Consider the following 25,583-nt stretch of genomic DNA (forward strand, 5'->3'; position numbering starts at 1 on the left):
GGGGAGCGAAATAAAAGAGAAAAGGAGGAGAAACGATTGAAAAAACTTATAACCGAGGAGGACATTGCGTCTCTCGTATCCGTGGCAGATCCCCAATACGCCCCTGACGGCAGACGGGCTGCATACGTCCGGACAACAGTCAATGATAAACGGGACTCTTATTCCTCAGCCATTATGGTATACGACACAGAATCCGGCACCTCAAAACCGTGGACATTCGGAAGCGGTAAAAATACAAGCCCGCGGTGGTCGCCTGACGGACGGCGCCTTGCTTTTATTTCTGACAGGGAGGATGGTGTCCCTCAGCTGTACATCGTAGACACTGCCGGGGGAGAGGCGGAAAAGGCGTCTGATATCCCTTGGGGCGTGTCAGATCCGATATGGGCTCCCGACGGCAGATCCGTGCTTGTGTCCGTCAGTCTGACATCAGCGGAACGCGCCGATGAGAGAGAAAAAAAGAAGCATGACGAATATGAGCCAATTGACATTCAGTCATTAACATATAAACGCGACGGGAAGGGCCTGCTCAACGGAAGCCGGACACAGCTTGTGCTGATTCATCTTGAAACGGGGGAGGTTCAGCAGCTGACAGACCATGAAGCGGATCATGATGATGCGGCATTTTCACCGGATGGCAAGCAGATTGCGTTTACCGCCAATTTATGCGAGCCGGGTGACGCCGGAAAGCCGAGCGATGTCTACCTGATGAATCTCGCAGACGGCAATCTCAAACAAATTACGCCGCACAGCGGTTCTTTCGGCTCCTGCGTGTTTTCACCGGATGGTTCTTATATCGCGATGCTGGGCCATGAGAATGAATTTCGCAATGCAACCTTAGATAAGGCGTGGCTGTACGATGTGAAAAATGAGCGGCTGTCCTGCCTGACCGACATGCTGGATGTTCATTTGAGCGATGCGCTTATTGCCGATTCTCTCATAGGAGGAGTGACGCCCCGGCCGGTTTGGACAAATGACGGGCAGGGATTTTACGTCCTCGGGAGCGAGCAGGGAAGCACCGGTATTTATTATATCTCGATTGACGGCCTCGTATATCCGATCCGATTAGAAGAAGAGTATGTGAACGGTTTTGCTTTTCATCCCGATCAGAAAAGCTGTATCGCCGTAATTGCCAAACCCGCCCGGCCTTCTGAGCTTTACAGCATTTCATTTGAAAACGGTAAAGAGAAGCAATTGACAAACAACAATGATTGTTTTGTAGAGGAACGCATCATATCCGTGCCGGAGAAGCTGCAATATGAAACGAAAGACGGACTGACGGTGCACGGCTGGTTTTTAAAGCCCGCGGCTTTTGAAGAAGATCAAACTTATCCGCTCATTCTATACATACACGGCGGGCCTCACATGATGTACGGGCATACGTATTTTCATGAATTCCAAGTGCTGGCCGCGCAAGGATATGCTGTCGTCTATGTCAACCCGAGGGGAAGCCACGGCTATGGACAGGATTTCGTCAATCGTGTCAGAGGCGATTACGGAGGCGGCGATTACCGTGATGTTATGCAGGCGGTGGATGAAGCCATTCAGGCGCATCCGTTTATTGACAGCGGCCGTCTCGGCGTGACGGGCGGAAGCTACGGAGGGTTTATGACGAATTGGATTGTCGGGCAGACCGGCCGTTTTAAAGCAGCCGTCACGCAGCGCTCCATTTCAAATTGGTTCAGTTTCCACGGTGTCAGCGATATCGGCTTCTTTTTTACCGACTGGCAGCTTGGGCATGATCTGTTTGAGGAAGCGGATAAGCTTTGGGACCGTTCACCTGTAAAATATGCGTCCCGCGTTTCAACGCCGCTTCTCATCCTGCACGGCGAGCGTGATGACCGCTGTCCGATAGAGCAGGCGGAGCAGCTCTTTATCGCATTGAAGAAGCTGAACAAAACGACGGCGTTCATCCGATTTCCCAAAGCCACGCATGAACTGTCGAGAAGCGGTCATCCGGAACAGCGGATCAAGCGCATCCGTTATATTTGTTCATGGTTTAATGACTATCTGCAAAAATAAAATAAAAAACCAGGCTGTCATCAGCCTGGTTTTGTTATTAAAATACTTGTTCTACTTCAACGACACCCGGCACTTCTTCAAGAAGGGCGCGTTCAATTCCGGCTTTCAGCGTAATCGTTGAACTTGGGCAGCTGCCGCATGCGCCAAGGAGACGAAGCTTTACAATGCCTTCGTCAACGTCGACAAGCTCACAGTCACCGCCGTCACGAAGCAGAAACGGGCGTAATTTATCCAATACTTCCTGTACTTGCTCTTTCATTTCAACCTCAGTCATGAGATTCGCTCCTTTCATATGCATAAAACCATTATATTCACAGTAACGGTAAAAATCTAATGTTTGGTTTGCAATGCTGCTTTCTTCATTATAGCATATTTAAACTTGAACATAAAAACCGTTTTTTATACAAAAGCTGCCCCGTCCTTTGTATACTGGTGGAAAGGGGATGATAAACATGACAAAGCCGGTTACGCTCAGTGTTTACGGCGCTGAAACGCTCTGCGCAAGCTGCGTAAATATGCCGAGCGCCAAAGATACATTTGAATGGCTGGAGGCGGCGCTGAAACGGAAATATCCGGAGCAGCCTTTTAATATGCAGTATATTGATATTGACACACCGCCTCAGCAAAAGGAGACAAAGGAGTTTGCGGAGCGAATCAGAAACGATGAATTTTTCTATCCGCTCGTGCTGGTGGAGGATGTCATTGTGGGGGAAGGGAATCCGCATTTAAAAGATATATATGAAGAAATGGAAAAGCGCGGCTATGTGGCGGGCTCATAAAAACGGCCGCTGATCGCAATCAGCGGCTTTTTTCTTATCAGCCGTTATGATGCTTGTACATCCATAAAAGACCTGATTTTAACAGGCGCGGCACACGTCCGATCAGCGGACGGTCGTTGACAAGACCGAAACCCGCTTTTTTTCCGAGCGAGCCGAGGACGCCTTTCAGTTTAAATTGCGGCATTGTTTCCGGCAGCTCTTCATTGTTCCAGCGTTTCAGGAGGATCTGCACAATTTGTTCCGCTTGCGCTTCAGCAAGCTGGGCGCTCGGCGCATGCGGAAGGGACGCGCAATCACCGACGACGTAAACATGTTCATCGCCCGGAAGGTTATGGTGCGGTGTCAAAACGATGCGGCCTTGCGGATCTTTTTCAGCGTCCAGTTCTCTGACGGCTCTATTCGGCTGAATTCCCGCCGTCCACACGATGGCATCGGCCGGTATTCCTTCATCATGATTATAAACGATGCCGTCTTCCACTTTTGTAATATTCGCATTATTGATAATGGTGACGCCGTGCTCTTCGAACCACTTCTGAACGTACTTGCTGAGCCTTTTCGGAAAGCTTGATAAAATCAGATCGCCCCGGTCAAATAACATAATCTTCAGATCGTCACGGCTCTCTCTTAATTCACTGGCAAGCTCCACGCCGCTTAATCCCGCTCCGACGATAGCGACAGATGCATTGGCGCCGAGGTTGTTCAGCTTTTGATAGGCTTCGCGTGACTGGTCAATGGTTTGAATGCTGTAAGTATGTTCCGGCGCGCCGGGCACGTTATGATACTTATCCTCGCAGCCCAGTCCGATCACCGCGTCATCATAAGAAATCGGTTCGCGGTCATGAAACAGAACTTGTTTGTTTTTCGTGTCGATGGAAGCCACCTCACCGTATTGAACATCCAGATTCGGATGCTCTGGAAAGGACACTCTGATATGATGATCAGAAATCGTGCCGGCAGCGAGCGCATAATACTCTGTTTTTAAGCAGTGATACGGGTTTCTGTCAATCAGTGTGATGGATGTATCTGACGGAAGCTGGTTCGGCAATAAACGGTGCAGCACCCGCATGTTTCCGTAACCCCCGCCGATCAAGACCAATTTTTTCATAATGATTCCCCTTTTGCCCGAAAAATATGGTAGTCAATGTTGTTACAAAATAACGAACTATGTAAAATAACATCTAGAATTATATCGAATTTGATCTAAAACCACAATAATAGTTTTAAAATAACCTACAAATTGACCAGAAAACGCGTAATAGTAAAACCTTTAACCTGAATTAATATGTTACGATAACATTGAGCGTGAAACCGGATCTTTGACGAATAGAGGAAATTCCGTTAGGATAAGGTACATATGTGAGGTGAAACCGCATGAATCCGATGATTGAATTCTGTGTCAGCAATTTAGCGCGCGGTTCCCAGGAAGCACTTGAGATCTTAGAGAAGGACCCGAACTTGGACGTGCTTGAATACGGCTGTTTAAGCTATTGCGGGAAATGCATGGAGTCCCTGTTCGCCCTGGTTAACGGCGAAGTGGTCACGGGAGGCACGCCTGCTGAACTGGTTGACAACATATATACATTCATAGAAGAAAATCCGATGTTTTAATCAGAGGCTCCGAACGGGCCTCTTTTTTATGCGCCCCGGGATTTGGCAAAATAAAAAATTTGTAGACAGCAAAAATAAATATTGTTATCTTAATAAAGACTTTTTTTAAATAAAATTTTAGAGGTGGATTCATTGAATATCGTTTGGGGGCTGCTCGGGGCAGTTGCTATATTAGCCATTGCTTTTTTGTTATCAGAGAAGAAAAGCAAAATTAAACTGCGAACCGTCATTGTCGGTTTATGTTTACAAATGGCCTTCGGATTCATCGTATTAAAGTGGGACGCCGGCCGGGCCGTATTTTTATGGTTCTCAAGCCGTGTGCAGCTTCTCATTGATTATGCGAACGAAGGCATCAGCTTTATTTTTGGCCCGCTGTTAAAAGTGGGCAGCAGCCCGGCTTTCGCGCTGAGTGTTCTGCCGGTCATTATCTTTTTCTCAGCGCTGATTGCCGTTTTGTATCACCTGAAAATCATGCAGCTTATTTTTCGCGTCATCGGAGGCGGACTGTCAAAGCTTCTTGGGACAAGCAGAACAGAATCGCTTGCGGCGGCTGCGAATATTTTTGTCGGACAGTCTGAATCACCGCTTGCTATTAAACCGCTGATTGCGGGATTGACCCGTTCCGAGCTGTTTACGATTATGACGAGCGGCCTTTCGGCTGTAGCGGGTTCGACGCTTTTCGGATACGCCCTGTTAGGCATTCCGATCGAGTACTTGCTGGCGGCCAGCTTCATGGCGGCTCCTGCCGGTCTCGTGTTCGGAAAAATATTAATACCGGAAACAGAAAAAACGCAGACGGTTAAAGGTGACTTTAATATGGACGAAGAAGGCGAAGGCGCCGCTAATGTGATTGATGCTGCGGCAAAAGGCGCGTCCACCGGCCTTCAAATTGCGTTAAACGTCGGCGCCATGCTGCTTGCGTTTGTCGCGCTCATCGCCGTAGTGAACGGAATTCTCGGCGGAATCGGCGGCTGGTTCGGTTTCAAACATATTACATTAGAATCCATTCTCGGTTACGTGTTTTCACCGATCGCATTTGTTATCGGAGTTCCTTGGCATGAAGCGCTAGGAGCGGGAAGCTATATCGGACAAAAGCTTGTGCTGAATGAGTTTGTCGCTTATTCCAACTTCGGTCCCCATATTGCGGACTTTTCTAAAAAAACGTCTACGATTATCAGCTTTGCGCTGTGCGGATTCGCCAACTTCTCTTCCATTGCGATCATGCTCGGCACATTGGGCGGTTTGGCCCCAAGCCGCCGTTCGGACATCGCGCGCCTTGGGTTAAGAGCGGTTATTGCGGGAACACTCGCTAACCTTCTCAGCGCGGCGATTGCCGGCATGTTTATTTAGTAAACGATAAAAGCTCCCTGCATATGCAGGGAGCTTTTATGTATGAAAAACGGGGGATATTTGTATTGTGTCCGAGGGGAAGAGCTTTTATACTAAGTAAAAGAAAAAAAGTTGGGGGCCGATATGAATTCATTCCGTTTTACCAAGATGCACGGTCTTGGAAACAGTTATATATATGTAAATCAATTCGAAGAAAAGCTGCCGGAAGAACGGCTGGCTGAGATTGCCGTTAAAGTGTCCAGCATTCATACGGGCATCGGTTCTGACGGCATGATCCTCATCTGTCCGTCAGAAAAAGCGCCCGTCAAAATGCGGATTTTTAATAATGACGGTTCAGAAGGAAAAAATTGCGGCAACGGCCTTCGCTGTGTGGCAAAGTATGCATACGAACATAAGCTGACAGAAGAAACGTCCTTTTTCATTGAGACGCTTTCAGGTCTTGTGAAAGCAGACATTACGGAGGACAACGGGATTGTGCGTGAAGTCGCCGTTGATATGGGTGAACCCCGCCTGACCAAAAAAGAGCTGCCGATGCTCGGCAATGAAGATGAACGGACGATCGATGAAACCTTTGTCTTCGGAGAGACGGAGCTTTCAGGAACTGCCGTATCAATGGGAAACCCCCATATTGTCTTTCCGGTTGAAGATATCAGTCAAGCGCCTCTTACAACGCTCGGCCCCATCATTGAAAAAGACCCGAGATTCCCGGAAGGCGTCAATGTCGAGTTTGTGGAAACCGTCAGCGCGGATGAACTTCATTTCCGTGTATGGGAACGCGGCTCCGGCATTACACAGGCTTGCGGAACAGGCGCCTGTGCGGCGGCTGTCGCATCCGTATTGAACGGTGTTTCTGAACGAAACCGGGATATCACTGTTCATTTGGCGGGAGGCGACCTTGTGATTAATTGGCAGGACAATGGGCACGTGCTGATGACAGGTCCCGCCGAAACCGTATGCAGCGGCGTCTATTATTTGTAAACAGCTCGTTTGAGAAATACGCTTCTCAAGGTTTATAATAGATACCAGTATTCGTTTTTAAAAAAGGAGGTCTACCTATGAGTGTTCCAGTAACCATCACTGAAGCAGCAGCTTTGCATATAAAAGATATGATGAAAGAGCATGAAGAAGAAAACGCGTTCCTCCGTGTGGGCGTTAAAGGCGGCGGCTGCAGCGGCCTGTCTTACGGAATGGGATTTGAGCATGAAAAAGGCGAAAAAGACCGCATGTTTGAACAGCACGGAATTACCGTTTTGGTTGACAGCGAAAGTCTTGATATTATGAACGGCACGATCATTGACTTCAAGCAGTCCATGATGGGCGGCGGTTTCACCATTGACAACCCGAATGCCATCGCTTCCTGCGGCTGCGGATCTTCTTTCCGCACGGCCAAAAACGCCGGTTCGCCGGAAGAGTGCTAGGGCTCAACCCGCCATCCTTAGGATGAAAAAATATGACGTCTTTCTTAACGATGGCGTTTGTTTAATAAAAGCAAAACCCGCTCAACAGAAGCGGGTTTTCTTTTTCAAAAATGTTATTCAATTGTATGTTTCATTGCATTGTACATATTTGCCGTGTGTTCATCGGCTTTATCCCGGGACATGCGCAGCCGTTCCGCTGAAGAACCATATCCGATTTCTAGTTTGCCCTCTTTAAGTCCTTTAAAAATCCCATCAGCGAATTCATCCAGCGGTTCTCCTTGCGTATGCAGTCCTGCACCGCCAAGATCTGTATTGACTGCCGGAGGTGCAACTTCAATCACTTCTACAGCTGAATCAGAAAGCTGGTGTCTCAGACTCATTGTAAATGAATGAAGCGCCGCTTTCGTTGCTGAATAGATCGGAGCAATGGCAAGCGGTGTAAAAGCCAATCCCGAAGAGACATTAATGACAGCCGCATCTTCTTTTCCGGCAAAAAACGGAGCGAACAGCATTGACAGGTGGAAGGGAGCTTCAATGTTCGTTGTGATTTCTTTATTGAAATAGTCCCAATTGTCCTTCGTATCCGCTTTCAGCACATGAAAACGTTGTTGAATCCCCGCGTTGTTGACTAACACATTCACTTCCGGATAGTTCTCTGTCACCCAATCAAACAGTGATACACGTTCAGATGGGATGCTCAGATCACTGACATAGGTAATAAGATCCGGAAATGTTTCCTTTGCCTTTTGAAGAGCATGTTCACGCCGTCCGGTCACGATGACTTTATTTCCCGCTTTTAAAAATCGTTCTGCGAAAGCTAATCCTATTCCGGCATTTCCGCCTGTAATCAGTATTGTATTTCCCGTCAGTTTCATATGAACTCCTCTTTTCCAATTGTTTTACATTTTTTTGATAACATTTCAGCTGCAATCCAATCAATATATTTTTTTGGGATCATCGGGAAACCCGCCAAAACTATTCTTTCCTTGTCACAATATGATGATACGTCTTAAAGTGCGGTTTAAGTCAACAAAAGAACCTTTTCCGATCAAATTCTGGGACCTTTTTCTTGATGCGATAAAGCGTACCGTACAACATGGGAAAAAGGCAATTAAAAAACGTTTCTGATTAAAACAAAAGGACGGCGATTCAGGCCGCTCAGCCTGAATGATGCAGAGCAGGAACTGGTTTTGCAGACGGAAAACCGCATGTTTTTTGAACGGTTTGCCATGTCGAGACAAGAGGATTTTTATACGCTGGAAGGCCGGAAAAAACGAATTGAACAATCACTGAAGAATGCGGAAAATGACAAAGAATACAGCTTCGGCCTTTTTCTTCAGGATCAGATCCTGATTGGCACGATCAGCCTTTTTCAGGTGGTTCGGGGCAAGATCTAAAGCGCTTTCATGGGTTGCTTTTTAGATGGCAAACATAACGGAAAAGGCTATGCGACAAAGGCTGTCAAGCTGGCAGTCGATATGCATTCAATGAGCTGAAACTGCATCGGATAGAAGCCGGAGTCATGCCGCACAATAAGGCGTCAATCCGGGTGCTCGAAAAAGCCGGCTTTCATAAAGAAGGCATTGCGAGAAAAAATGTAAAAATAAATGGAAAATGGGAAGATCATCAGGTGCTGGCGATCATACATCCGGAGGATACATAACGATATCCTCCTTTTTTATATCCTGCGTCTCATTCCGCAGGTCATTCTTCTCTAATATCTCAAATCCATTGTCCAAATCGTACTATTTGCAAATTCAGAAAAAAATAAAGGGTATATAGAATCAAAAACTATGAAAAATATGCTCTTTGTCAACACGTTCTAAAGTCATATTTTTCGAAAGGATATTGATTTTTTGATAGGAATAAACTAAATTGTAAAAGTATAGAATAGTTCATTTATTTTGTAAGAAAAGGATGATAATATGATAGGTCAATTGAGCAATAAAAAAATATTTTTAAGTTCTTTTTTCATCATTTTGATCTGTTCATTACTCTTCCAATTCAGTATTTCAGATAAAGTGCTGCAGTCTTATTACTCTTCTGTCGGAGAAAATACCTACGATATCGGGGAAAAAAGTGTTCGTACGATTGTCATGTTTCTGCAAGGGTTCATGATCTTCACCACTTTTGTGGAAATTTTGATAGGCGGGTTTCTGTTATTCGTTGCCGCTTTTATTCTCGGTACAAAAAAACCGAAAAAAATATATTTGCTTCTATATACGCTGACTTCTTTAATCTCGGCATTTAAAATGTTGATTCTGTCAGTTGTTAACTACTTAACGGCTGATTCCTCACTTATATATTCTGCCGGCGGCACCAAACTGAGTTTACAGCTGCTGGATCCATTTCTGCTTCTGTCAATCGCGGCTCTTTATACTGCCGCAGGAAAACTTACCGATCTCAGCAAAGGAAAGAGAATCATTTTAACTGGATGTTTTGTTTTATTAAAACTCTTCACTATCTTCTTTAATTATTTTATGGCGGGTAAAATTTAGCTCGGGAGAGAGTCAATTAAGCTGAATTTTATTATATATTAAAAACAGAGCAGGGAGATGTTAAGATGAACTTAGTAAAATCTAATAAAAAATCTTTCATTTTGTTTGGCGCGGCTCTTGCCGCAGCGACGTTGGTTTATGCACTTTTATTAACCGGAACTGAATTAAATGTGGCGGCGGCTCATGCATTCTCAGCCAATGCTGAATTAGCTTCGACTCTCGGTATCTCTACAGCAGCAGCTAAAAAAGCAATTGATATCATTGATGCGGCTTCAACAATTGCTTCTATCATTTCTCTCATCGGTATCGTTACAGGCGCAGGCGCGATTTCTTATGCAATCGTTGCAACAGCAAAAACAATGATTAAGAAATACGGCAAAAAATACGCAGCTGCTTGGTAAAATCGATCGATAAATAATTGCTCTTTTTGTACAAGCTGCAAAAAGAGCCTCTCTCCCAAATACATATGTAAGGATTGAAAGTATGATAGTCAGACAAATTACAGCTCTTATCAAATATAATACTCTGTCGTCGTTTCGCAAAAGAAAGGAAGATTGGGGAATTCCTCAACTCAACGGCAAACTGCTGTCTGCCATTATCATTTCTCTGTTATGTGTTTATCTTATTTTACTGGGATGCGGCGTTGTATTCGGGACAAAACTGATTCAGCTTCCTGTCAGCGCGTGGGGGCAATTTGTTTTAATCGCCGTTTCATTGGAGCAGCTTTTTTGGGCTGCCGGCTTCTTTAAAGAACATCAAAATGCTTTTCTGCTGGATACGCGCAAGGTCATTCATCAATTAAAAAAGGTTCGTTTTTTACAGCTGTTTTCAGCTTTTACCGGCCAGGCGATCAAAAAAACCATTTTCGTATGGTATCTTTTTGTTTTTCCGGTCTTTTTGTTTTTAACCGGCGCAGGCATGACTGGATCTGCAGCGGTCATCGTATTTTTCCTGGGCTTCGTTTATTTTCTTCTCAATTTATTTTTATCTATGCTGTTTTCTTACGTTGTTTATCTTCTTACGAATATGTGGAGCAGATTGTTTTATTTGAAAATCTTGAAGGGTATTTTATTCAGCGTCAGCTTGCTGGTTCCGCTGGCAGTGGGGTATGCCGTTTATCTTCTCGTGTTTGGGGAGTATACGGTAAAGGACATTTCCGGATTTACGGAGTCGCCGGCTTTCCGGAACATCCTCATGAATACACCGTATGTATGGCTGGTATTCCGCTCAGATTCAGTGCTCGTTTTCGCAGCAGTATTTGCAGCCGCCGTCCTTTTTACGGCTGGACTGTTTAAGCTGTGGGCGGCTACCCTGAAGAAAATGGATCTTATTCCTTATATGTTTTTGACAAACGCGGCTTTTGCACCAAAGCTTAAATTATATAGGAATAACAAAATATTTCATGCCGTTTTTCAAAAGGACCTTCTGTTTTTAATGAGAATTGACGGGTTTTTTATCAGGAATTTCGGCAGTATGCTTTATTTGTTTATGCTGTTTTTAGGTTTTTGTGTTCCGCTGCTTTCTCATCATTTTACCGGGTATTCGGCAGCCGCCATCGTATCCGCCGCGGTTATCATTGCGAACTTTTCGTACCAGCTCGTCGGGGACGCGCTCAAAACCGTATTATCCATTGACGGAGAAATAAAAAATCAGCATCTGTTTCACCGGAATATCAAACATGCGTGGCAGCTCGTGTTTCCGAAAGTATGTATTTATAATCTTGCGGCTCTTATCTATTCATTCATCATGACCATTTTGATTACGGTGTTTTTTCCGTCCTCCGCTGCGCTGACGGTCTACCTGTTTATTGTATTTTTATGTTCGGGTTTTTTATACAGTCTTGTCCAGATTTCAAGCACCGCCTTGTATCCTAAAAAAAACTGGGAGCATCTGTACGAAATCGGAGAAGCCGGGAAAGCAAAGACGTACAACAACTTATACGGCTCTTTGATTTTCATTGTGTCGCTTCAAATTGCTGCGATCACGTCATATTTTATTTATAAAAAGCCGGAACTTGAAACGCTGCTTATTCATTCTGCATCAGGTATATTTGTCCTGTTCACACTATTAAACTATGGAGTCATGTTTCTGTTTCTTCGCAGAATTAATATGGCGGAAAGGTTTGCGAACAATGATTAAATTAGTGAATATACAAAAAAACTATAGTGAAAAACAGGTGTTAAAGGATATTTCTTTTGAGGTGAAAAAAGGCTCAATCTATGCTTTGCTCGGGACCAATGGAGTCGGGAAAACAACGACTTTGAAAATCATTTCGGGCCTGCTTAAACCGACGTCAGGCTGCGTCGAGATTGACGGCAAAGAAATAGATTCAGAAGAGGGAGGGCAAATATCGGCTGATATCGGTTTTGTGCCCGACCATGCCTTTTTATATGATTATTTAACGGGAGTCGAATACTTGCGTTTTACAGCGGAGATGTTTCAAGTGCCGTCTCAGCGGACAAATGATTATATAAAGAATATGTTAGAGACGCTGAAGCTTTCACAAGACGGAAATCAGCTGATTAAAACCTATTCACACGGAATGAAACAAAAATTATCAATCGCTGCCGCGCTCATTCATCAGCCTAAGATCTTAATCCTTGATGAGCCGCTGACGGGCATTGATTTAATCAGCGGCAAAACGATACGGACGTTATTGAAGGAGTACGTCAAACAGGGAAATACGGTCCTGTTATCGACTCACCTGCTGGAACTGGCGCATTCGTTGTGCGATACGATCGGTATTATCCATGACGGCGTTTTTGCGGCGGAGTATCAGTCATCCGAGCATTCATTAGAAGAAATCGAAGAAATGGCTGAGCGTATCTATACATGATGAACCGCATTTTGCCGGCAATCAGAACGTCCGCCATTCCGTTAACCGCGTCATTGCTGTTTTTTTCAGGCGGTGCAATCGCTGCGGTTTTTACCGATCACTTTGTATCATCAGCGTCTTATAATGGCTCGTCAGGCGCAGTTGAATTGTTAAAGAATAATGCGATCGCTTGTCTGTTTTTAGCGGCAGGTTTTTTTACTTTTGGGTTGACCTCAATCTTTTATTTATTCACCAACGGATTTATTTTAAGCGGCTCTATTATCGAAAATCTGCAGGGCGGGATCCCTTTATATCAGATTATTTTACTGCTAATTCCTCATGGTATATTTGAAGTTCCTGCGTTATTATTAAGTGGCGCCATTGGTTTTAAGGGCGTTGAATTGGTCACTAGGCTGTGTTTTTCTAAAGAAAGAAGGATAATAGCCTCAATGTTCAGGCATATCGGAATATTGGTGCTGTTTATTATTTGTCTGCTGATCGCCGCCGCCATCATTGAAACTTATATCACACCAATTTTTAAGTAAAAGGGGCAGAAATCATATGAGAAGTAAATTATCATTAATCGGTGTGCCGATTGTTATGATTATCGGTTATATCATTTCTTTATCCTTTGAGTGGCTGTTTCCTGTTCTTACTTTTGGGGCAGCGGGGCTGTATCTCTTTTTATTTGCCCCGGTGCAAAACAAATTCATCCGTTACATCTTTTTGTTTATTTTTGTAATTAATCTGTTGGCCAGTGCGGCTCTTTATTTTGGTATTTAATAAAAAAATGACATTCAAGTTGAATGTCATTTTTTTTATTTTCGAGCGGCTCTGCTGTGGGTTAAAATCTGTCGCCGTTGAAAATTGAGTTTTTTACGATCACGTAGTCGACATTGCGGATGGCTTCGAGTTTATTGCCGCCGGCGTAAGAAATGGAAGATTGCAGATCCTGCTCCATTTCAATCAGCGTATCCTGCAGAGATCCTTTATGCTCGACATGCATTTTTTTGCCCTCGACGTTTTTCTTTTCGCCTTTTTGAAATTCGGAAGCGGAGCCGAAATATTCTTTGTACAGCTTGCCGTCGATTTCGATCGTTTGCCCCGGTGATTCTTCGTGGCCGGCGAATAATGATCCGATCATGACCATAGACGCGCCGAAACGGATGGACTTCGCAATATCGCCGTGCGTGCGGATGCCGCCGTCAGCAATGATCGGTTTGCTTGCCGCTTTTGCACACCAGCGAAGCGCGGCTAATTGCCATCCGCCGGTTCCGAAGCCGGTTTTAATTTTTGTGATGCATACTTTCCCGGGTCCGATACCCACTTTTGTCGCGTCAGCACCCGCGCGTTCCAGTTCCCGTACAGCTTCAGGCGTCCCGACATTCCCTGCAATGACAAAGCTTTTCGGCACATGTTCTTTAATAAATTGGATCATGCTGATCACGGCATTGGAATGGCCGTGCGCGATATCAATGGTAATATAATCCGGTACAAGCTCCTGTGCTTTCAGCTCGCGGATGAATTCATAATCGTTGTCTTTCACGCCGACGCTGATCGAGGAAATCAGTCCGCGTGCTTTCATATCCCGGACAAAGGCCAGGCGTTTTTCTGGCTCGAAGCGGTGCATGATATAAAAATAACCGTTTTCCGCGAGCCAGGCTGCGATGTTTTCATCTATAATCGTCTGCATGTTGGCCGGTACGACCGGAAGTTTAAATGTGTGTCCGCCCAATGTAACTGATGTATCACATTCAGATCGGCTGTTTACAACGCATTTTGCAGGAATCAGCTGAATATCTTCGTAATCAAATACATTTTCCATAAATAACACCCCTAAAAGCGAATGATAAAATTATAATTAAATTAAAATGTTCGTCTTTTTATAATGTACTTTGTTTTGTCAGGAATGTCAAATGATTTCACGCTGCCTCATATGCGGTCAGCTTGTCATCCAATTGCAGTTTGGTTATCATAGTAGTATTGGTTCTTGTAAGACATTTGTTACAATAGATTGGTTGCAGAAGAAGGGAGGGGCCGGTGTGGAACAAAAACAGCCCGGGCACAGCCCGAAAGCCCAGAAAATTCAGGACCGGATTATTTTAGGCACGATTTGGGTCGTGTCGGCGCTTGTCATTGCGCTCGTTGTCGGAACCGTCATGAATTATATGTGGATGTTTAAATAAAAAAGAGTCTGTGCCGGTATGACACAGACTCTTTTTTATATTATTTTTCAAACATGCTTGTAGAATGCAGAGGCTGGACGCGCGCTTTCGGGTCCATGTAAGCCTTCGCGTTGTTCACGGCTGTCGGAGCTTCGCCGAAACCGCTCGCGATCAGCTTGACTTTGCCTTCATATGTGCAGATATCTCCGGCGGCAAAGAAGCCTTCAATATTCGTTTCCATCGTGCTTTTGACGACGATGGAATTTTTCTCGATGTCAAGGCCCCAGTTTTTAATCGGGCCGAGAGAAGAAACAAAGCCGTAGTTTACGATCAGGTCATCAATCTCAATGATTTCTTTGCGGTCGCCTTTCACTTCTTCAAGAACGAGCTGTTCGATCCGGTCTTCACCGACAAGTTCAGCCGGAACAAACGGTGTCAGCACGTTGACTTTAGAATTGTGCAGGTTTTCGACACTGTGCTCATGCGCGCGGAATTTATCACGGCGGTGGATGATGCTGACTTCTTTGGCGATCGGCTCAAGCATAAGCGCCCAGTCAACGGCGGAATCGCCGCCGCCCAGAACGGCAACGCGTCTGCCTGCGAATTGATTGAGGTCGTCAATGAAGTAGTGCAGGTTTTTGCCTTCATATTGTTCCGCTGATTCCAGCTCAAGCTTTCTCGGCTTAAACGCGCCGTTTCCTGCGGTGATAATGACTGTTTTTGAATAATGCGTTTCTGAATTCGTGACAAGCTTAAACACACCGTCAGCCTGTTTTTCAACAGATTCAACGGCCTGCTCTAAGCAGATGGTCTGATCGAACTTTGCCATTTGCTCTTTTAAGTTGTTCACAAGTTCTTGGGCGCGGATTTTCGGGAATCCGGCTACATCATAAATATATTTTTCAGGGTACAGCGCGCTGAGCTGGCCGCCAAGCTGAGGCAGGCTCTCAATGATTTTGACGCTCGCCTGTCTCATTCCCCCGTAAAAAGCGGTAAACAGGCCGACCGGGCCGCCGCCGATGACCGTAATATCATAAACCTTTGAATCCTCTTGCATACCAAATTGCCTCCTAATTGAAAATTGTTATTAATTATAACATAGAATTTGAAAGGATGACGAGTGCCGAAAACCGCCCGGCCGCTTCATTCTTGAAAAAAATTGCGCCTGCCGCTAATATGGGGACAAATTCCAATCTGTTTTTTCCTGAATGTTTTCCGATGCTTCCGGATAGTATGGTGATATGCAGACATGTGCGGTTTTCTAAAAAATTTATAATTCATTTCATAAAATCCCGCCAATAAGCTGAAGCTAATACAAATGTTGATTTGATTATGCGTCTAACAGCAAAAAAAAGAAGGTGGATGTGATGGCATTGAATAAACCCAAAATCGTGGTTTTAGGTGCAGGTTATGGTGGATTAATGACAGTAACAAGGCTTCCGAAGCATATCGGGGCAAATGACGCCGAAATCACTTTGGTCAATAAACACAATTATCATTATGAAACGACATGGATGCATGAAGCGAGCGCAGGAACGCTGCACCATGACCGCTGCAGATATCAAGTGAAAGATGTAATTAATGAATCACGGGTCAAATTTGTGCAGGATACCGTAAAAGCAATAGATGTGCAAAATAAAAAGGTGACGCTTTCACAAGGGGACATCCCTTATGATTATCTCGTTATCGGGCTTGGCGCCGTCCCTGAAACATTCGGGATTAAAGGATTAAAAGAGTTCGCCTTTCCGATCGCGAATATTAATACGTCACGTCAGCTGAAAGATCATATTGAGCTCCAATTTGCGACATACAATACGGAGGCCGAAAAACGCCCCGACCGCTTAACCATCGTCGTCGGCGGAGCGGGCTTTACGGGAATTGAATTTCTCGGTGAACTTGCGAACCGCAAGCCGGAGTTATGCAGAAATTATGATATAGATGAAAGTCTCGTCCGGATCGTCTGCGTCGAAGCCGCTCCGACGGTTCTGCCGGGATTTGACCCGGAGCTTGTCGATTACGCCGTTCAATACCTTGAGAGCAAGGGTGTTGAGTTTAAAATCGGCACCGCGGTTCAAGAATGCCGCGCGGACGGTGTCACAGTCGGCAAGAAGGATGAAGAGCCGGAAGAAATCAAATCGCAGACCGTTGTCTGGGCCGCAGGCGTACGCGGACATCCGATCGTGGAGGAAGCGGGCTTTGAAAATATGCGCGGCCGCGTCAAAGTCAATCCCGATCTTCGGGCGCCCGGCCATGATAACGTCTTTATTCTCGGCGACAGCTCGCTCTTTATTAATGAAGAGACGGAACGGCCGTACCCGCCGACTGCTCAGATCGCGATGCAGCAAGGAGAAACAGCGGCCAAAAACCTGGGCCGTCTGATTAAAGGAGGCCAGCTTGAAGAGTTCAAGCCGGACATTAAAGGAACCGTCGCCTCCCTCGGTGAGCATAACGCGGTCGGTGTCGTATACGGCAGGAAGCTCAAAGGCACGCCGGCGTCCTTTATGAAAAAGGTCATTGACAACCGCTCGTTATTTATGATCGGGGGACTCGGCCTGACACTGAAAAAAGGGAAGTTTAAATTCTTCTGAAAAACCCGCAGGCGCGGGTTTTTTCTTCTTTCAAAAAAGAGCGTTATATAAAGCATGTAAGAGAAAAAAATGAATGTTTCCGCTTACATGAAATGATTTGTTACATATTCTGACTTGGTGCTTGACAAATAAATATGATATATTATCAGAAAATTAAGAAAAAGGAGTGATCCGCATGAAAACGACAGCAAAAAGCACGGCGGCGTGTCCGTTCTGCTCAGGTAAAGGATATTTTCAATTGCTTCTTGGCGGCTCCGAAACATGTCCCTCCTGCCAGGGAAGCGGCAAAGAGAGACGCTGAATTTTCCAGACGTTGACTTTTTTACCGCCCCCGAGGTACACTGAAAGTGCTGTAGGGGGTGGATGTTTGTGATTAGTTTGCCGGTGGTCCTGATCTCAATCGTACTATTTTTCGTACTGTTTTTCGGCATTGGCTTTCTGTTGAACATGCTGCTGAGAATGTCGTGGATTATGGCTGTTGTCTATCCGATTGTATGCCTTTTCATTATCAGCAATAAAAAGATGATCAGTTACGTGCAGGCACCGGGGGAATCATTTCAAAGCCTGTTTCAGCGGATCATGTCATTAGCGGCTGCGGATGTCGTGATTTTGGCAGGCGGACTGGCGGGAGCGATCATGTCAGGCATTGCCATAAAGGCGCTGAGAAAAAGAGGATATCAAATGTTTTAAGCCGCTTTTTTATTCGAGAAAGCTTTTTTTGTGCCTCGGCGCTTTTTGTATAGCACCTCACCGGGTTGGGAACACTGACTCGGAGGAGAGTGATTTCAGATTGACGATAATCAGACGCGTATTCATGATCGCGCTTTTTTTGGGCGCATGCCATGCGACATACTTTTCCATAACGGGTGTTGAAGCAAAGGATCTGACAAATTGGATGACGGAACATCGCGGCGCTGTTTTGAAAAACATCGGCACTCCGTTTCAGTCCTTACAGAATCAGCCGGAAAAGAAGGCATCAGGCAAGGTAAAACCGCTGGAAGAAGCTTTTGACTGGGAACGCTATCCGTCAAAAAAGGTGACGGCCACCGGTTATACCGCAGGAGCGGAATCTACGGGGAAATCTCCGGGCCATCCGCAGTATGGAATTACATATTCAGGCGTGAAGGTCAAACGCGATTTATATTCAACTGTGGCGGCCGATCCGTCTGTTTTCCCGATCGGGACGATTCTGTTTATACCGAATTACGGATACGGGGTTGTCGCCGATACCGGCTCGAAAATTAAAGGCAGCCGCCTGGATCTCTACTTTGACACCGTAAAGGACGTCTATAACAACTGGGGCAAAAAAACACTTGATGTCTACATTGTCAAAAAAGGGAACGGCAAAGTGACCGAGGACGAACTTGTAAAGCTGAACGAAACAAAGTCACTTCAAGTCTTCAGAAATCAATACAAAACGGTAAAAGAATAAAAACGCTTCAGCATCCGCTGAAGCGTTTTTTACATAAAGAAATAATCTAAGATCAGTGTCAGTACAATGCCGGTGACGCCGCCGAAGAACACTTCGATCGGCTGATGGCCGAGCAGTTCTTTCAGTTTCTTCTGTTTTTCTTTCTCTTCCGCTTTCTGAAAGTCTTTCGCTTCGCTGACAAACCGATTAAAGTCGATGACCAGTTTATTAATGACCGTCGCCTGTTCACCCGCATGCCGCCTGACACCGGTAGCGTCAAACATCGTAATGACGGCGAAAATCGCGGCGACTGCAAACAGAGGCGAGTCCAGTCCCTGTTCCAAAGCGACTCCGGTTGACAGCGCGGTGACGGCGGCGGAATGGGAGCTCGGCATGCCGCCGGTGCTCGTCACAAGAGACCAGTCAAGTTTTTTGGATACGATAAATTGAATAGGCACTTTTACAACTTGGGCAAAAATAATGGCAGCAAAACTCGCCAGTAAAGGAAAATTCATAAATACATCCATATGCGACATCCTTTCTGTATCTGCGAAAGTCCGATCATATCGAAAAACTGCAGAAAACGCCCTTAGTTTGGTAAAATAAAATCAATGGAAAAATGTTTTTTCATTATACCACTTTACATAACAAATACCCACATAAGGAGTGTGTACTCATGTTTTATGCATCTGATCAATTGCGGCATCCCGAAACCCTTGTCATCGGTCTTTTTCAAAAAAGCACGCTGAGCGGATTTACGAAGGAATTAGATGATAAACTGGACGGACATTTGACACAGCTGTTAAAGGACGGTGATGTGTCTGCCAAACGCAATCGTGTATCAAAAGTATACCCTCCGGCTGCGACGGGTATGAAACGTATTTACTTTATCGGCTTGGGAAGGGAAGCGGATTATTCGTTTGAAGATGCGAAAGAATGCTTCGCACGCGTGTTTCAGCAGATTCACCAAGATAAAAAACAAGAAGTATCCGTTCTGCTTGATACGTTCGTCTCCGGTGAAGTGCCTGCCGCCGATGCCGCTCATGCGCTTTCGGAAAGCTGTCTGCTTGCGGTTTATGAGGTGCAGGATTATAAACATAAATCGAATGAGCCGGATCAGGAACTGACTTCCGTCTGCGCCGTAACCGAAGAAGACTTGAGGGAAGTGCAGGCCGGCCTGAACGTCGGCGCAGCATACGGCCAAGGGACGAATTCAGCCCGCACGCTAGTGAACATGCCGGGAAATATGCTGACGGCCACCGATTTGGCGTCATATGCCGCTGAGCTTGCGGCAAAATATGATTTTGAGTGTGAAATTTTAGAAAAAGAAGAAATGGAAGAGCTCGGAATGGGCGGGCTGCTAGCCGTTAACAAAGGCTCATCCGAACCGCCGAAAATGATCGTTCTGAAGTATCAGGGCAAAGATCATTGGGAAGATGTCATCGGCCTGGTCGGAAAAGGAATTACCTTTGATACCGGCGGATATTCAATTAAGCCGAAAACCGGCATCGTCGGCATGAAAAGCGATATGGGAGGGGCGGCTTCGGTATTGGGCGCAATGGAAATTATCGGCGAACTGCGGCCTGAACAAAATGTGCTCACCGTTATTCCGTCTACGGACAACATGATCTCGTCTGATGCGATGAAGCCGGATGACGTCATCGTCTCGCTCAGCGGAAAAACCATTGAGATTCTGAATACCGATGCGGAAGGCCGCCTCGTGCTTGCCGACGGCATCACATATGCCAAGCAGCACGGAGCCTCTGTCCTCGTAGACGTCGCAACGTTAACGGGCGGTGTCATTGTCGCCTTAGGAAACGAAATGACGGGCGCCATGACCAATCACGCCGGGTTTTATAAGCAGGTGGCAGAATCGGCGAAGGAATCCGGAGAGCCGATCTGGCAGCTTCCGATTACAGAAAAGGATAAAAAACGCGTGAGAAACAGTCAGATGGCTGATTTGAACAATTCTCCGGGAAGAGAAGGCCACGCGATTATGGCGGGCGCATTCATTGGTGAATTCGCGGAAAACACCCCGTGGGTTCATCTCGACATTGCGGGAACCGCGACGGCGAATAAAGCGACATGCTTCGGCCCTGCCGGCGCAACAGGCGTCATGGCAAGGACGCTGGCCGTTTTGACTGAGCGGTTTACGCCTGAAAGATAACAGCACCCGCTGCCTTGATGCAGCGGGTTTTTTTGATTTCCAAAATCTTTAGTTGACTAAAGCGCGGGATGTGTGTTAACTTTAATTATCTACTACATTAGCAAACTAAAGGATTTTTGGAGGGACTCATCAATGAATGCTGTTGTTGTCGCAGTATTGCTTATGCTCGTCTTAAGCCTGCTGCGTGTCAATATTATTATAGCTTTAATGATCGGAGCGCTTGCCGGCGGACTGACAGGCGGCTTAGGCCTCGGAGAGACGGTGAAGGCTTTTACGGACGGTCTCGGCGGAAATGCCACCGTCGCGGTCAGCTACGCGCTGCTCGGAGCATTTGCCGCGGCGCTGACAAAGACGGGGCTTCCCGATGCAATGGTCGAAGCGTCTGTCAAACTAATCGGTAAAAAGGAAGATTCGCGGAAAAAAGCACTGTCTAAAGTGTTAATCGTACTGATTATTTTAATCATATCCTGTTTCTCGCAAAACGTGGTGCCCGTTCATATTGCGTTTATTCCGGTATTAATTCCGCCGCTTTTAAAAATATTTAACGAACTTGAAATGGACCGCAGGCTGGTCGCGTGTGTGATGACATTCGGACTGACTGCGCCGTACATCGTTCTGCCGATCGGTTTCGGACAGATTTTCCAGGGAATGCTGAGAGATAATATGGCGTCAGCCGGTTTAAAGGTGCCGCTCAGTGATATCCCGTATGCTTTAATCATCCCGACGGCGGGGATGGTAGTCGGTTTAATTTTATCCGTCATTGTCTATCGGAAACCGAAGAAATATGAGACGAAGGAGATTGCCGGATTATCGTCTTCTCCTTATACGAAGAAAAGCATTGCCATCGCCCTGTTCTCCATTGCCGTGTCGCTTGCCGTTCAGCTCTACCTGTCACAAGTGCTCGGAGTGGAAGGCATGATCATGGGCGCGCTCGCCGGCTTGTTTACGCTGTTTATCAGCGGAGTCATGAAGCGCAATGAAGCGGATAAGCTGATCACAGACGGCATGATTCTGATGGCCTTTATCGGGTTTGTCATGCTTGTTGCGGCCGGTTTTTCAAATGTATTGAACAAAACGGGCGATGTGGCTTCCTTGGTCAAAGCGTCAACAGGCTTTATCGGCCACAGCCAATCGTTAGGCGCGCTCCTGATGCTGATCGTCGGTTTATTAATCACGATGGGAATCGGATCGTCATTTGCAACCGTCCCGGTCATTACGACTATATTTGTTCCGCTGTGCGCTCAGCTCGGATTCAGCCCGATGGCGACGATCGCCGTCATCGGAGCGGCCGCCGCGGTCGGTGATGCGGGTTCTCCTGCAAGTGACAGTACGCTCGGGCCGACGTCAGGCCTCAGCGCTGACGGACAGCACCACCACATTTGGGATACGTGCGTCCCGACATTTATTTTCTATAACATTCCGCTTGTAATATTCGGCTGGATTGCCGCAGTTGTCCTGTGAAAAAAGGCTCCCGGAAAGGGGAGCCTTTTTGTATGCCGAAAAAACTTACGCCGGATTTCGATTGAAGCCCGTCGCTTTATGAATGGACCTGTAAACGGCAGGCGCGACAGATGCCAATAACAATGCTAAAATGATATCTTTTATGAAAAACCAAATCATATAAAACCAGGCCATTCCGTAGCTGATCGGAGCATGAAGCCATAATTTCAGCGCAATATACGTATAGGTCGTGCCAATGATATAAATGACCGCGGTACCGATCAAAGAGGCCCATGCATAATGCAGACGGCCGGGTTCTTTTGTCTTTTCCAGCAGCCAGCCGGCTGCAAATGCCGCCGGGATGTATGCGAGAATAAACCCCCCGCTCTTTCCGATAAACGGCGCAAAGCCTGCTGAGAATTGGGCGAAGATGGGAGCTCCCGCGAGTCCGGCCAATGCGTATACCGTCATTGCAATGGCGGCCCGTCTTGCGCCGAGAAGCATCGCGGCTAACAGACAAAAGAAAGGCTGCAGCGAGAGCGGAATTCCCGCAACTTGCAAAAAGGGAGCCATTGATGTAATGTTGGCGCCGATGGCCATCAGTGCGGCAAACATGCCGATAAGCGCCATATCGCCCGCGCGAAGGTTGCGTTGTTTCATTTGTTTTTCCCCCTTACACTTGTACCAGATTAGCGTAATCGAAGGATAATTAATTGTCAACACGAATTTTATATAGGTTTACTAAATGGAGGGAGCCATATGTTTTTCGGGAAAACGAAACAAACAGGACAGTCGGATCGGATTCCGCCAAACCAAAATGTCACAACGAAGTTTCCCGTGCTTCACGCCGGAAATGTTCCTTATTATGAAGATATGTCAAAATGGAACCTGCAGGTGTACGGGCTTGTCGACCGTCCTATGCTGTTAAGCTTTGACGATATTAAAGCCTTTCCGAAAGCCGAATTGAAAAATGATATTCATTGCGTCACGGGCTGGTCCCGTCTTGATAACGTCTGGCAGGGCATACGCGCGAAGGACATCGCTGAGAAAGCGGGCGTGCACAAAGAAGCCGGTTTCGTCATATTGCACGCTGAAGAGGGATGGACAGCCAATCTGCCGCTTTCTGATTTTATGCGGGAGACATCCCTGCTGGCATATGCGCATAACGGCGAGCCGTTAACGCCCGAGCACGGCTATCCGCTCAGAGGCGTTTTCCCCCATCTTTATTTTTGGAAAAGCGCCAAATGGCTGCGCGGCATTCAGTTCACAAAGGAAAACCACCCCGGCTTTTGGGAGAAAAACGGCTACCATATGAGGGGAGATCCATGGAAAAATCAGCGCTTTACATGGGATTAAACACATATCATCATATAGTTCTTAGGTACCTTATTGAAATAAGGTGCTTTTTTTATATCCAAAATCCATTGACTTTGTTTGGCAAAAAATCTATTATTTGAGGTGTCTTTTGATATTGAAAATCATTATCAATAAGCGGAGCGAATGTCATAGAGGGGATGAACTCATAATGGACGGAAAACAAACAAAGCGGGGTCTCGCGCAGGCCGGACGATACGCGATTCCGGGTACAGAAGTAAGAGAAATGCGTTCAAAAGGAGGCCGTACGTATCGTATCTTTGTCTCTTTTCCTCAGGAAGAACCGCCTCCATCCGGCTTTCCCGTCATCTATCTGCTTGATGCGAATTCCGTGTTCGGTACAATGGCCGAAGCGTTGCGGGTGCAAAGCCGCCGGCCGGAAAAAACAGGCGTTGTCCCGGCGGTGATTGTCGGAATCGGCTACCCGACTGATCAGCCGTTTTCCGCCGAACGCCACAGTGATTTTACGATGCCGCTCTCTGAATCAGAACTGCCGGTGCATCCGCGCGGCGCGGCGTGGCCCGAACAGGGAGGAGCGGAAGCGTTTCTGGCATTTGTAGAAGAAGCAGTAAAGCCCGCGGTGGAGCGGGATTATCCGATCGACAGAGACAGGCAGACGATTTTCGGCCATTCGCTGGGCGGTCTTTTTGTGCTGCAAGTGCTTTTGACGAGACCGGACATGTTCCAGACCTATGTTGCCGGGAGTCCGTCAATTCACTGGAACAAACGTTTTATTCAGGAAGAAGCGGAGCGTTTGTCAGACCGGCTCTCTGAGGACAATCTTCAAGTCAGCGTACTGCTGGCAGCGGGAGAAATTGAAAAGACACATAAAAGCAAAATTCCGCAGCACGCAGAGGCGCTGTATTCTGTACTATCTGAGTTTGAAGGTGGCGGAGTCCGCGCAGAATACCGCGAGTTTGAAGGAGAGGGCCATATTTCTGTCCTGCCCGTTTTAATCAGCAGGGCCCTGCGTTTCTGCCTGAATCCGGGAGGGCCGCATACCCCGTATTCTCCTGCCTGAGAAAAACAGGCCCTTCGAACTAAATACGGCTGATTCTAATTTTCTAATTGACGGAGTGTTTTGATTTGGATATGATTGTCTTGAATCATAATTGATAATGATAATCATTATCAATATAGAAAGGGAATGATAATATGGACGCATTGGGAATGAGAGGGAAAACGGCGGTTGTCACCGGCGCCGCTCAAGGCATCGGAGAAGCAACAGCGCTCGCCCTTGCTGAACAAGGCGTAAATGTGGCTGCTATAGATAAGAACGAAGGCCTGCTTCGGGGGCTTACTGAGAGACTCCGGGAAAAAGGCGTGCAGGCGCAGGCTTTCGCAGCAGATGTATCAGACAGTGCGGCTGTCAATGATATCATCGCCGCCGTTGAACACGACATGGGTCCTATTGAAATATTGGCGAACGTTGCGGGCGTGCTGCGGCCGGGTCCGGTGCATTCCCTCAGTGATGAAGAGTGGGATCAAACATTTTCAGTTAATACGACCGGTGTATTTCATGTGTCACGGGCTGTCAGCCGATACATGATGGAGCGGAAAAAAGGCGCCATCGTAACGGTCGGTTCAAATGCAGCCGGAGTTCCGCGTGCTTCCATGGCGGCTTATGCGGCGTCGAAAGCGGCTGCGGTCATGTTTACGAAATGCCTCGGACTGGAGCTTGCGGCCTATCATATCCGCTGCAACATCGTATCTCCCGGTTCAACGGAAACCGACATGCAGCGTGCGCTGTGGCGGGATGAAAACGGAGCACAGGACGTTATCAGAGGTTCGCTTGATACATATAAAACGGGAATTCCGCTTCAAAAGCTGGCAAAGCCTTCTGATATTGCAAATGCTGTTTTGTTTTTGGCCTCTGAACAGGCAAGCCATATCACGATGCATGATTTATGCGTGGATGGCGGCGCTACTTTAGGCATTTGATGTAACGAGA

General features: G+C 46.5%; 29 protein-coding genes and 1 pseudogene. 23 read left to right on the forward strand and 7 right to left on the reverse strand.

From position 1 onward, the window contains the following. Nucleotides 1-36: 36 nt before the first annotated feature. The gene (locus tag ACQE26_RS08495; RefSeq protein ID WP_500471267.1) at nt 37-2,019 is read left to right on the forward strand and encodes a S9 family peptidase; all 1,983 of its coding nucleotides are present in this window, start codon (nt 37-39) and stop codon (nt 2,017-2,019) included. Nucleotides 2,020-2,056: 37 nt separating this feature from the next. On the opposite strand, the gene ACQE26_RS08500 is transcribed toward ACQE26_RS08495, so the two are convergent. Continuing rightward, the gene (locus ACQE26_RS08500) at nt 2,057-2,392 is read right to left on the reverse strand and encodes a NifU family protein (RefSeq protein ID WP_173363134.1); all 336 of its coding nucleotides are present in this window, start codon (nt 2,390-2,392) and stop codon (nt 2,057-2,059) included. A 79-nt stretch (nt 2,393-2,471) separates the two neighbouring features. Here ACQE26_RS08500 and ACQE26_RS08505 point away from each other — a divergent pair, with 79 nt between their 5' ends. Beyond that, a complete protein-coding gene (locus ACQE26_RS08505; protein ID WP_500471268.1) occupies nt 2,472-2,798 on the forward strand; it encodes a YuzD family protein in 327 nt (108 codons plus the stop codon). A gap of 37 nt (nt 2,799-2,835) precedes the next feature. Here ACQE26_RS08505 and ACQE26_RS08510 read toward each other — a convergent pair whose 3' ends face one another. Continuing rightward, a complete protein-coding gene (locus ACQE26_RS08510) occupies nt 2,836-3,903 on the reverse strand; it encodes an NAD(P)/FAD-dependent oxidoreductase (protein ID WP_438420552.1) in 1,068 nt (355 codons plus the stop codon). A gap of 266 nt (nt 3,904-4,169) precedes the next feature. Between ACQE26_RS08510 and ACQE26_RS08515 the strand changes: the two genes are divergently transcribed. From ACQE26_RS08515 to ACQE26_RS08530, 4 genes are all read left to right on the forward strand, one after another. Then, complete coding sequence (locus ACQE26_RS08515; protein ID WP_007408721.1) at nt 4,170-4,406, forward strand: YuzB family protein; 237 nt, start codon at nt 4,170-4,172, stop codon at nt 4,404-4,406. Nucleotides 4,407-4,538: 132 nt separating this feature from the next. Further along, complete coding sequence (locus ACQE26_RS08520; protein WP_016938070.1) at nt 4,539-5,756, forward strand: NupC/NupG family nucleoside CNT transporter; 1,218 nt, start codon at nt 4,539-4,541, stop codon at nt 5,754-5,756. 123 nt (nt 5,757-5,879) lie between these two features. Continuing rightward, the gene (gene dapF / locus ACQE26_RS08525) at nt 5,880-6,734 is read left to right on the forward strand and encodes a diaminopimelate epimerase (protein WP_047476942.1); all 855 of its coding nucleotides are present in this window, start codon (nt 5,880-5,882) and stop codon (nt 6,732-6,734) included. Between the two features lie 77 nt (nt 6,735-6,811). Beyond that, complete coding sequence (locus ACQE26_RS08530) at nt 6,812-7,174, forward strand: HesB/IscA family protein (protein WP_060964388.1); 363 nt, start codon at nt 6,812-6,814, stop codon at nt 7,172-7,174. Nucleotides 7,175-7,287: 113 nt separating this feature from the next. On the opposite strand, the gene ACQE26_RS08535 is transcribed toward ACQE26_RS08530, so the two are convergent. After that, nucleotides 7,288-8,049: an SDR family oxidoreductase gene (locus ACQE26_RS08535; protein WP_500471269.1), complete on the reverse strand. Its 762-nt coding sequence runs from the start codon at nt 8,047-8,049 to the stop codon at nt 7,288-7,290. A 249-nt stretch (nt 8,050-8,298) separates the two neighbouring features. On the opposite strand from ACQE26_RS08535, the pseudogene ACQE26_RS08540 reads away from it, so the two are divergent. The 7 genes and pseudogenes from ACQE26_RS08540 (at nt 8,299) to ACQE26_RS08570 (ending at nt 13,270) form a co-directional block, all read left to right on the forward strand. Then, a pseudogene (locus tag ACQE26_RS08540) lies at nt 8,299-8,837 on the forward strand (GNAT family N-acetyltransferase). A gap of 262 nt (nt 8,838-9,099) precedes the next feature. Then, entirely contained in the window at nt 9,100-9,672 is a 573-nt protein-coding gene (locus tag ACQE26_RS08545; RefSeq protein WP_060964390.1) for a hypothetical protein, read from the forward strand. A 65-nt stretch (nt 9,673-9,737) separates the two neighbouring features. Further along, entirely contained in the window at nt 9,738-10,073 is a 336-nt protein-coding gene (locus tag ACQE26_RS08550) for an uberolysin/carnocyclin family circular bacteriocin (protein ID WP_003151973.1), read from the forward strand. Nucleotides 10,074-10,155: 82 nt separating this feature from the next. Next, nucleotides 10,156-11,811 carry a hypothetical protein gene (locus ACQE26_RS08555; protein WP_500471270.1) on the forward strand — a complete coding sequence of 552 codons (1,656 nt, stop codon included), beginning with the start codon at nt 10,156-10,158 and terminating at the stop codon, nt 11,809-11,811. Next, a complete protein-coding gene (locus ACQE26_RS08560) occupies nt 11,804-12,508 on the forward strand; it encodes an ABC transporter ATP-binding protein (protein ID WP_438420521.1) in 705 nt (234 codons plus the stop codon). Before ACQE26_RS08555 ends, ACQE26_RS08560 begins: the two co-directional genes overlap by 8 nt. Further along, the gene (locus ACQE26_RS08565; protein WP_060964392.1) at nt 12,505-13,032 is read left to right on the forward strand and encodes a stage II sporulation protein M; all 528 of its coding nucleotides are present in this window, start codon (nt 12,505-12,507) and stop codon (nt 13,030-13,032) included. Before ACQE26_RS08560 ends, ACQE26_RS08565 begins: the two co-directional genes overlap by 4 nt. A 16-nt stretch (nt 13,033-13,048) precedes the next feature. Further along, nucleotides 13,049-13,270, forward strand: a complete 222-nt coding sequence (locus tag ACQE26_RS08570; RefSeq protein WP_045926054.1) for a DUF5970 family protein — start codon at nt 13,049-13,051, stop codon at nt 13,268-13,270. A gap of 61 nt (nt 13,271-13,331) precedes the next feature. Here ACQE26_RS08570 and guaC read toward each other — a convergent pair whose 3' ends face one another. Further along, nucleotides 13,332-14,312, reverse strand: a complete 981-nt coding sequence (guaC, locus tag ACQE26_RS08575) for a GMP reductase (protein WP_060964393.1) — start codon at nt 14,310-14,312, stop codon at nt 13,332-13,334. A 217-nt stretch (nt 14,313-14,529) separates the two neighbouring features. On the opposite strand from guaC, the gene ACQE26_RS08580 reads away from it, so the two are divergent. Beyond that, nucleotides 14,530-14,673, forward strand: coding sequence for a hypothetical protein (locus tag ACQE26_RS08580; RefSeq protein ID WP_167388666.1), 144 nt, complete (start codon nt 14,530-14,532; stop codon nt 14,671-14,673). A gap of 40 nt (nt 14,674-14,713) precedes the next feature. On the opposite strand, the gene yumC is transcribed toward ACQE26_RS08580, so the two are convergent. Continuing rightward, on the reverse strand, nt 14,714-15,709 hold the full coding sequence (gene yumC, locus ACQE26_RS08585) for a ferredoxin--NADP reductase 2 (RefSeq protein ID WP_003151984.1): 996 nt from the start codon (nt 15,707-15,709) through the stop codon (nt 14,714-14,716). Nucleotides 15,710-16,019: 310 nt separating this feature from the next. On the opposite strand from yumC, the gene ACQE26_RS08590 reads away from it, so the two are divergent. The 4 genes from ACQE26_RS08590 to spsC all read left to right on the forward strand — a co-directional run bounded on the left by ACQE26_RS08590 (nt 16,020) and on the right by spsC (nt 18,672). After that, nucleotides 16,020-17,240, forward strand: coding sequence for an NAD(P)/FAD-dependent oxidoreductase (locus tag ACQE26_RS08590; RefSeq protein ID WP_060964394.1), 1,221 nt, complete (start codon nt 16,020-16,022; stop codon nt 17,238-17,240). A gap of 175 nt (nt 17,241-17,415) precedes the next feature. Then, a complete protein-coding gene (locus ACQE26_RS08595) occupies nt 17,416-17,541 on the forward strand; it encodes a YuiA family protein (RefSeq protein WP_007408708.1) in 126 nt (41 codons plus the stop codon). Nucleotides 17,542-17,609: 68 nt separating this feature from the next. Continuing rightward, nucleotides 17,610-17,930 (forward strand): YuiB family protein, encoded by a 321-nt coding sequence (locus ACQE26_RS08600; protein ID WP_029575317.1) that lies wholly within the window; start codon nt 17,610-17,612, stop codon nt 17,928-17,930. Nucleotides 17,931-18,030: 100 nt separating this feature from the next. Then, on the forward strand, nt 18,031-18,672 hold the full coding sequence (spsC, locus tag ACQE26_RS08605) for a stationary phase survival protein SpsC (RefSeq protein WP_316101275.1): 642 nt from the start codon (nt 18,031-18,033) through the stop codon (nt 18,670-18,672). 29 nt (nt 18,673-18,701) lie between these two features. On the opposite strand, the gene ACQE26_RS08610 is transcribed toward spsC, so the two are convergent. Then, nucleotides 18,702-19,178 carry a divergent PAP2 family protein gene (locus ACQE26_RS08610; RefSeq protein WP_040238935.1) on the reverse strand — a complete coding sequence of 159 codons (477 nt, stop codon included), beginning with the start codon at nt 19,176-19,178 and terminating at the stop codon, nt 18,702-18,704. 149 nt (nt 19,179-19,327) lie between these two features. Here ACQE26_RS08610 and ACQE26_RS08615 point away from each other — a divergent pair, with 149 nt between their 5' ends. Together ACQE26_RS08615 and ACQE26_RS08620 are read left to right on the forward strand one after the other, a co-directional pair. Then, on the forward strand, nt 19,328-20,818 hold the full coding sequence (locus tag ACQE26_RS08615) for a leucyl aminopeptidase (protein ID WP_500471271.1): 1,491 nt from the start codon (nt 19,328-19,330) through the stop codon (nt 20,816-20,818). Between the two features lie 132 nt (nt 20,819-20,950). Continuing rightward, complete coding sequence (locus ACQE26_RS08620) at nt 20,951-22,279, forward strand: Na+/H+ antiporter NhaC family protein (RefSeq protein WP_500471273.1); 1,329 nt, start codon at nt 20,951-20,953, stop codon at nt 22,277-22,279. Nucleotides 22,280-22,324: 45 nt separating this feature from the next. Here the strand turns inward: ACQE26_RS08620 and ACQE26_RS08625 are convergent, their stop codons facing one another. Beyond that, entirely contained in the window at nt 22,325-22,918 is a 594-nt protein-coding gene (locus ACQE26_RS08625) for a biotin transporter BioY (protein ID WP_438420516.1), read from the reverse strand. Nucleotides 22,919-23,017: 99 nt separating this feature from the next. Here ACQE26_RS08625 and ACQE26_RS08630 point away from each other — a divergent pair, with 99 nt between their 5' ends. The 3 genes from ACQE26_RS08630 to ACQE26_RS08640 all read left to right on the forward strand — a co-directional run bounded on the left by ACQE26_RS08630 (nt 23,018) and on the right by ACQE26_RS08640 (nt 25,573). Next, nucleotides 23,018-23,614 carry a sulfite oxidase-like oxidoreductase gene (locus tag ACQE26_RS08630; RefSeq protein ID WP_500471274.1) on the forward strand — a complete coding sequence of 199 codons (597 nt, stop codon included), beginning with the start codon at nt 23,018-23,020 and terminating at the stop codon, nt 23,612-23,614. 169 nt (nt 23,615-23,783) lie between these two features. Then, the gene (locus ACQE26_RS08635; RefSeq protein ID WP_500471275.1) at nt 23,784-24,653 is read left to right on the forward strand and encodes an alpha/beta hydrolase; all 870 of its coding nucleotides are present in this window, start codon (nt 23,784-23,786) and stop codon (nt 24,651-24,653) included. Between the two features lie 134 nt (nt 24,654-24,787). After that, a complete protein-coding gene (locus ACQE26_RS08640) occupies nt 24,788-25,573 on the forward strand; it encodes a 2,3-dihydro-2,3-dihydroxybenzoate dehydrogenase (RefSeq protein ID WP_500471276.1) in 786 nt (261 codons plus the stop codon). Nucleotides 25,574-25,583: the final 10 nt, after the last annotated feature.

The organism is Bacillus sp. 5RYD7K (assembly GCF_059831465.1).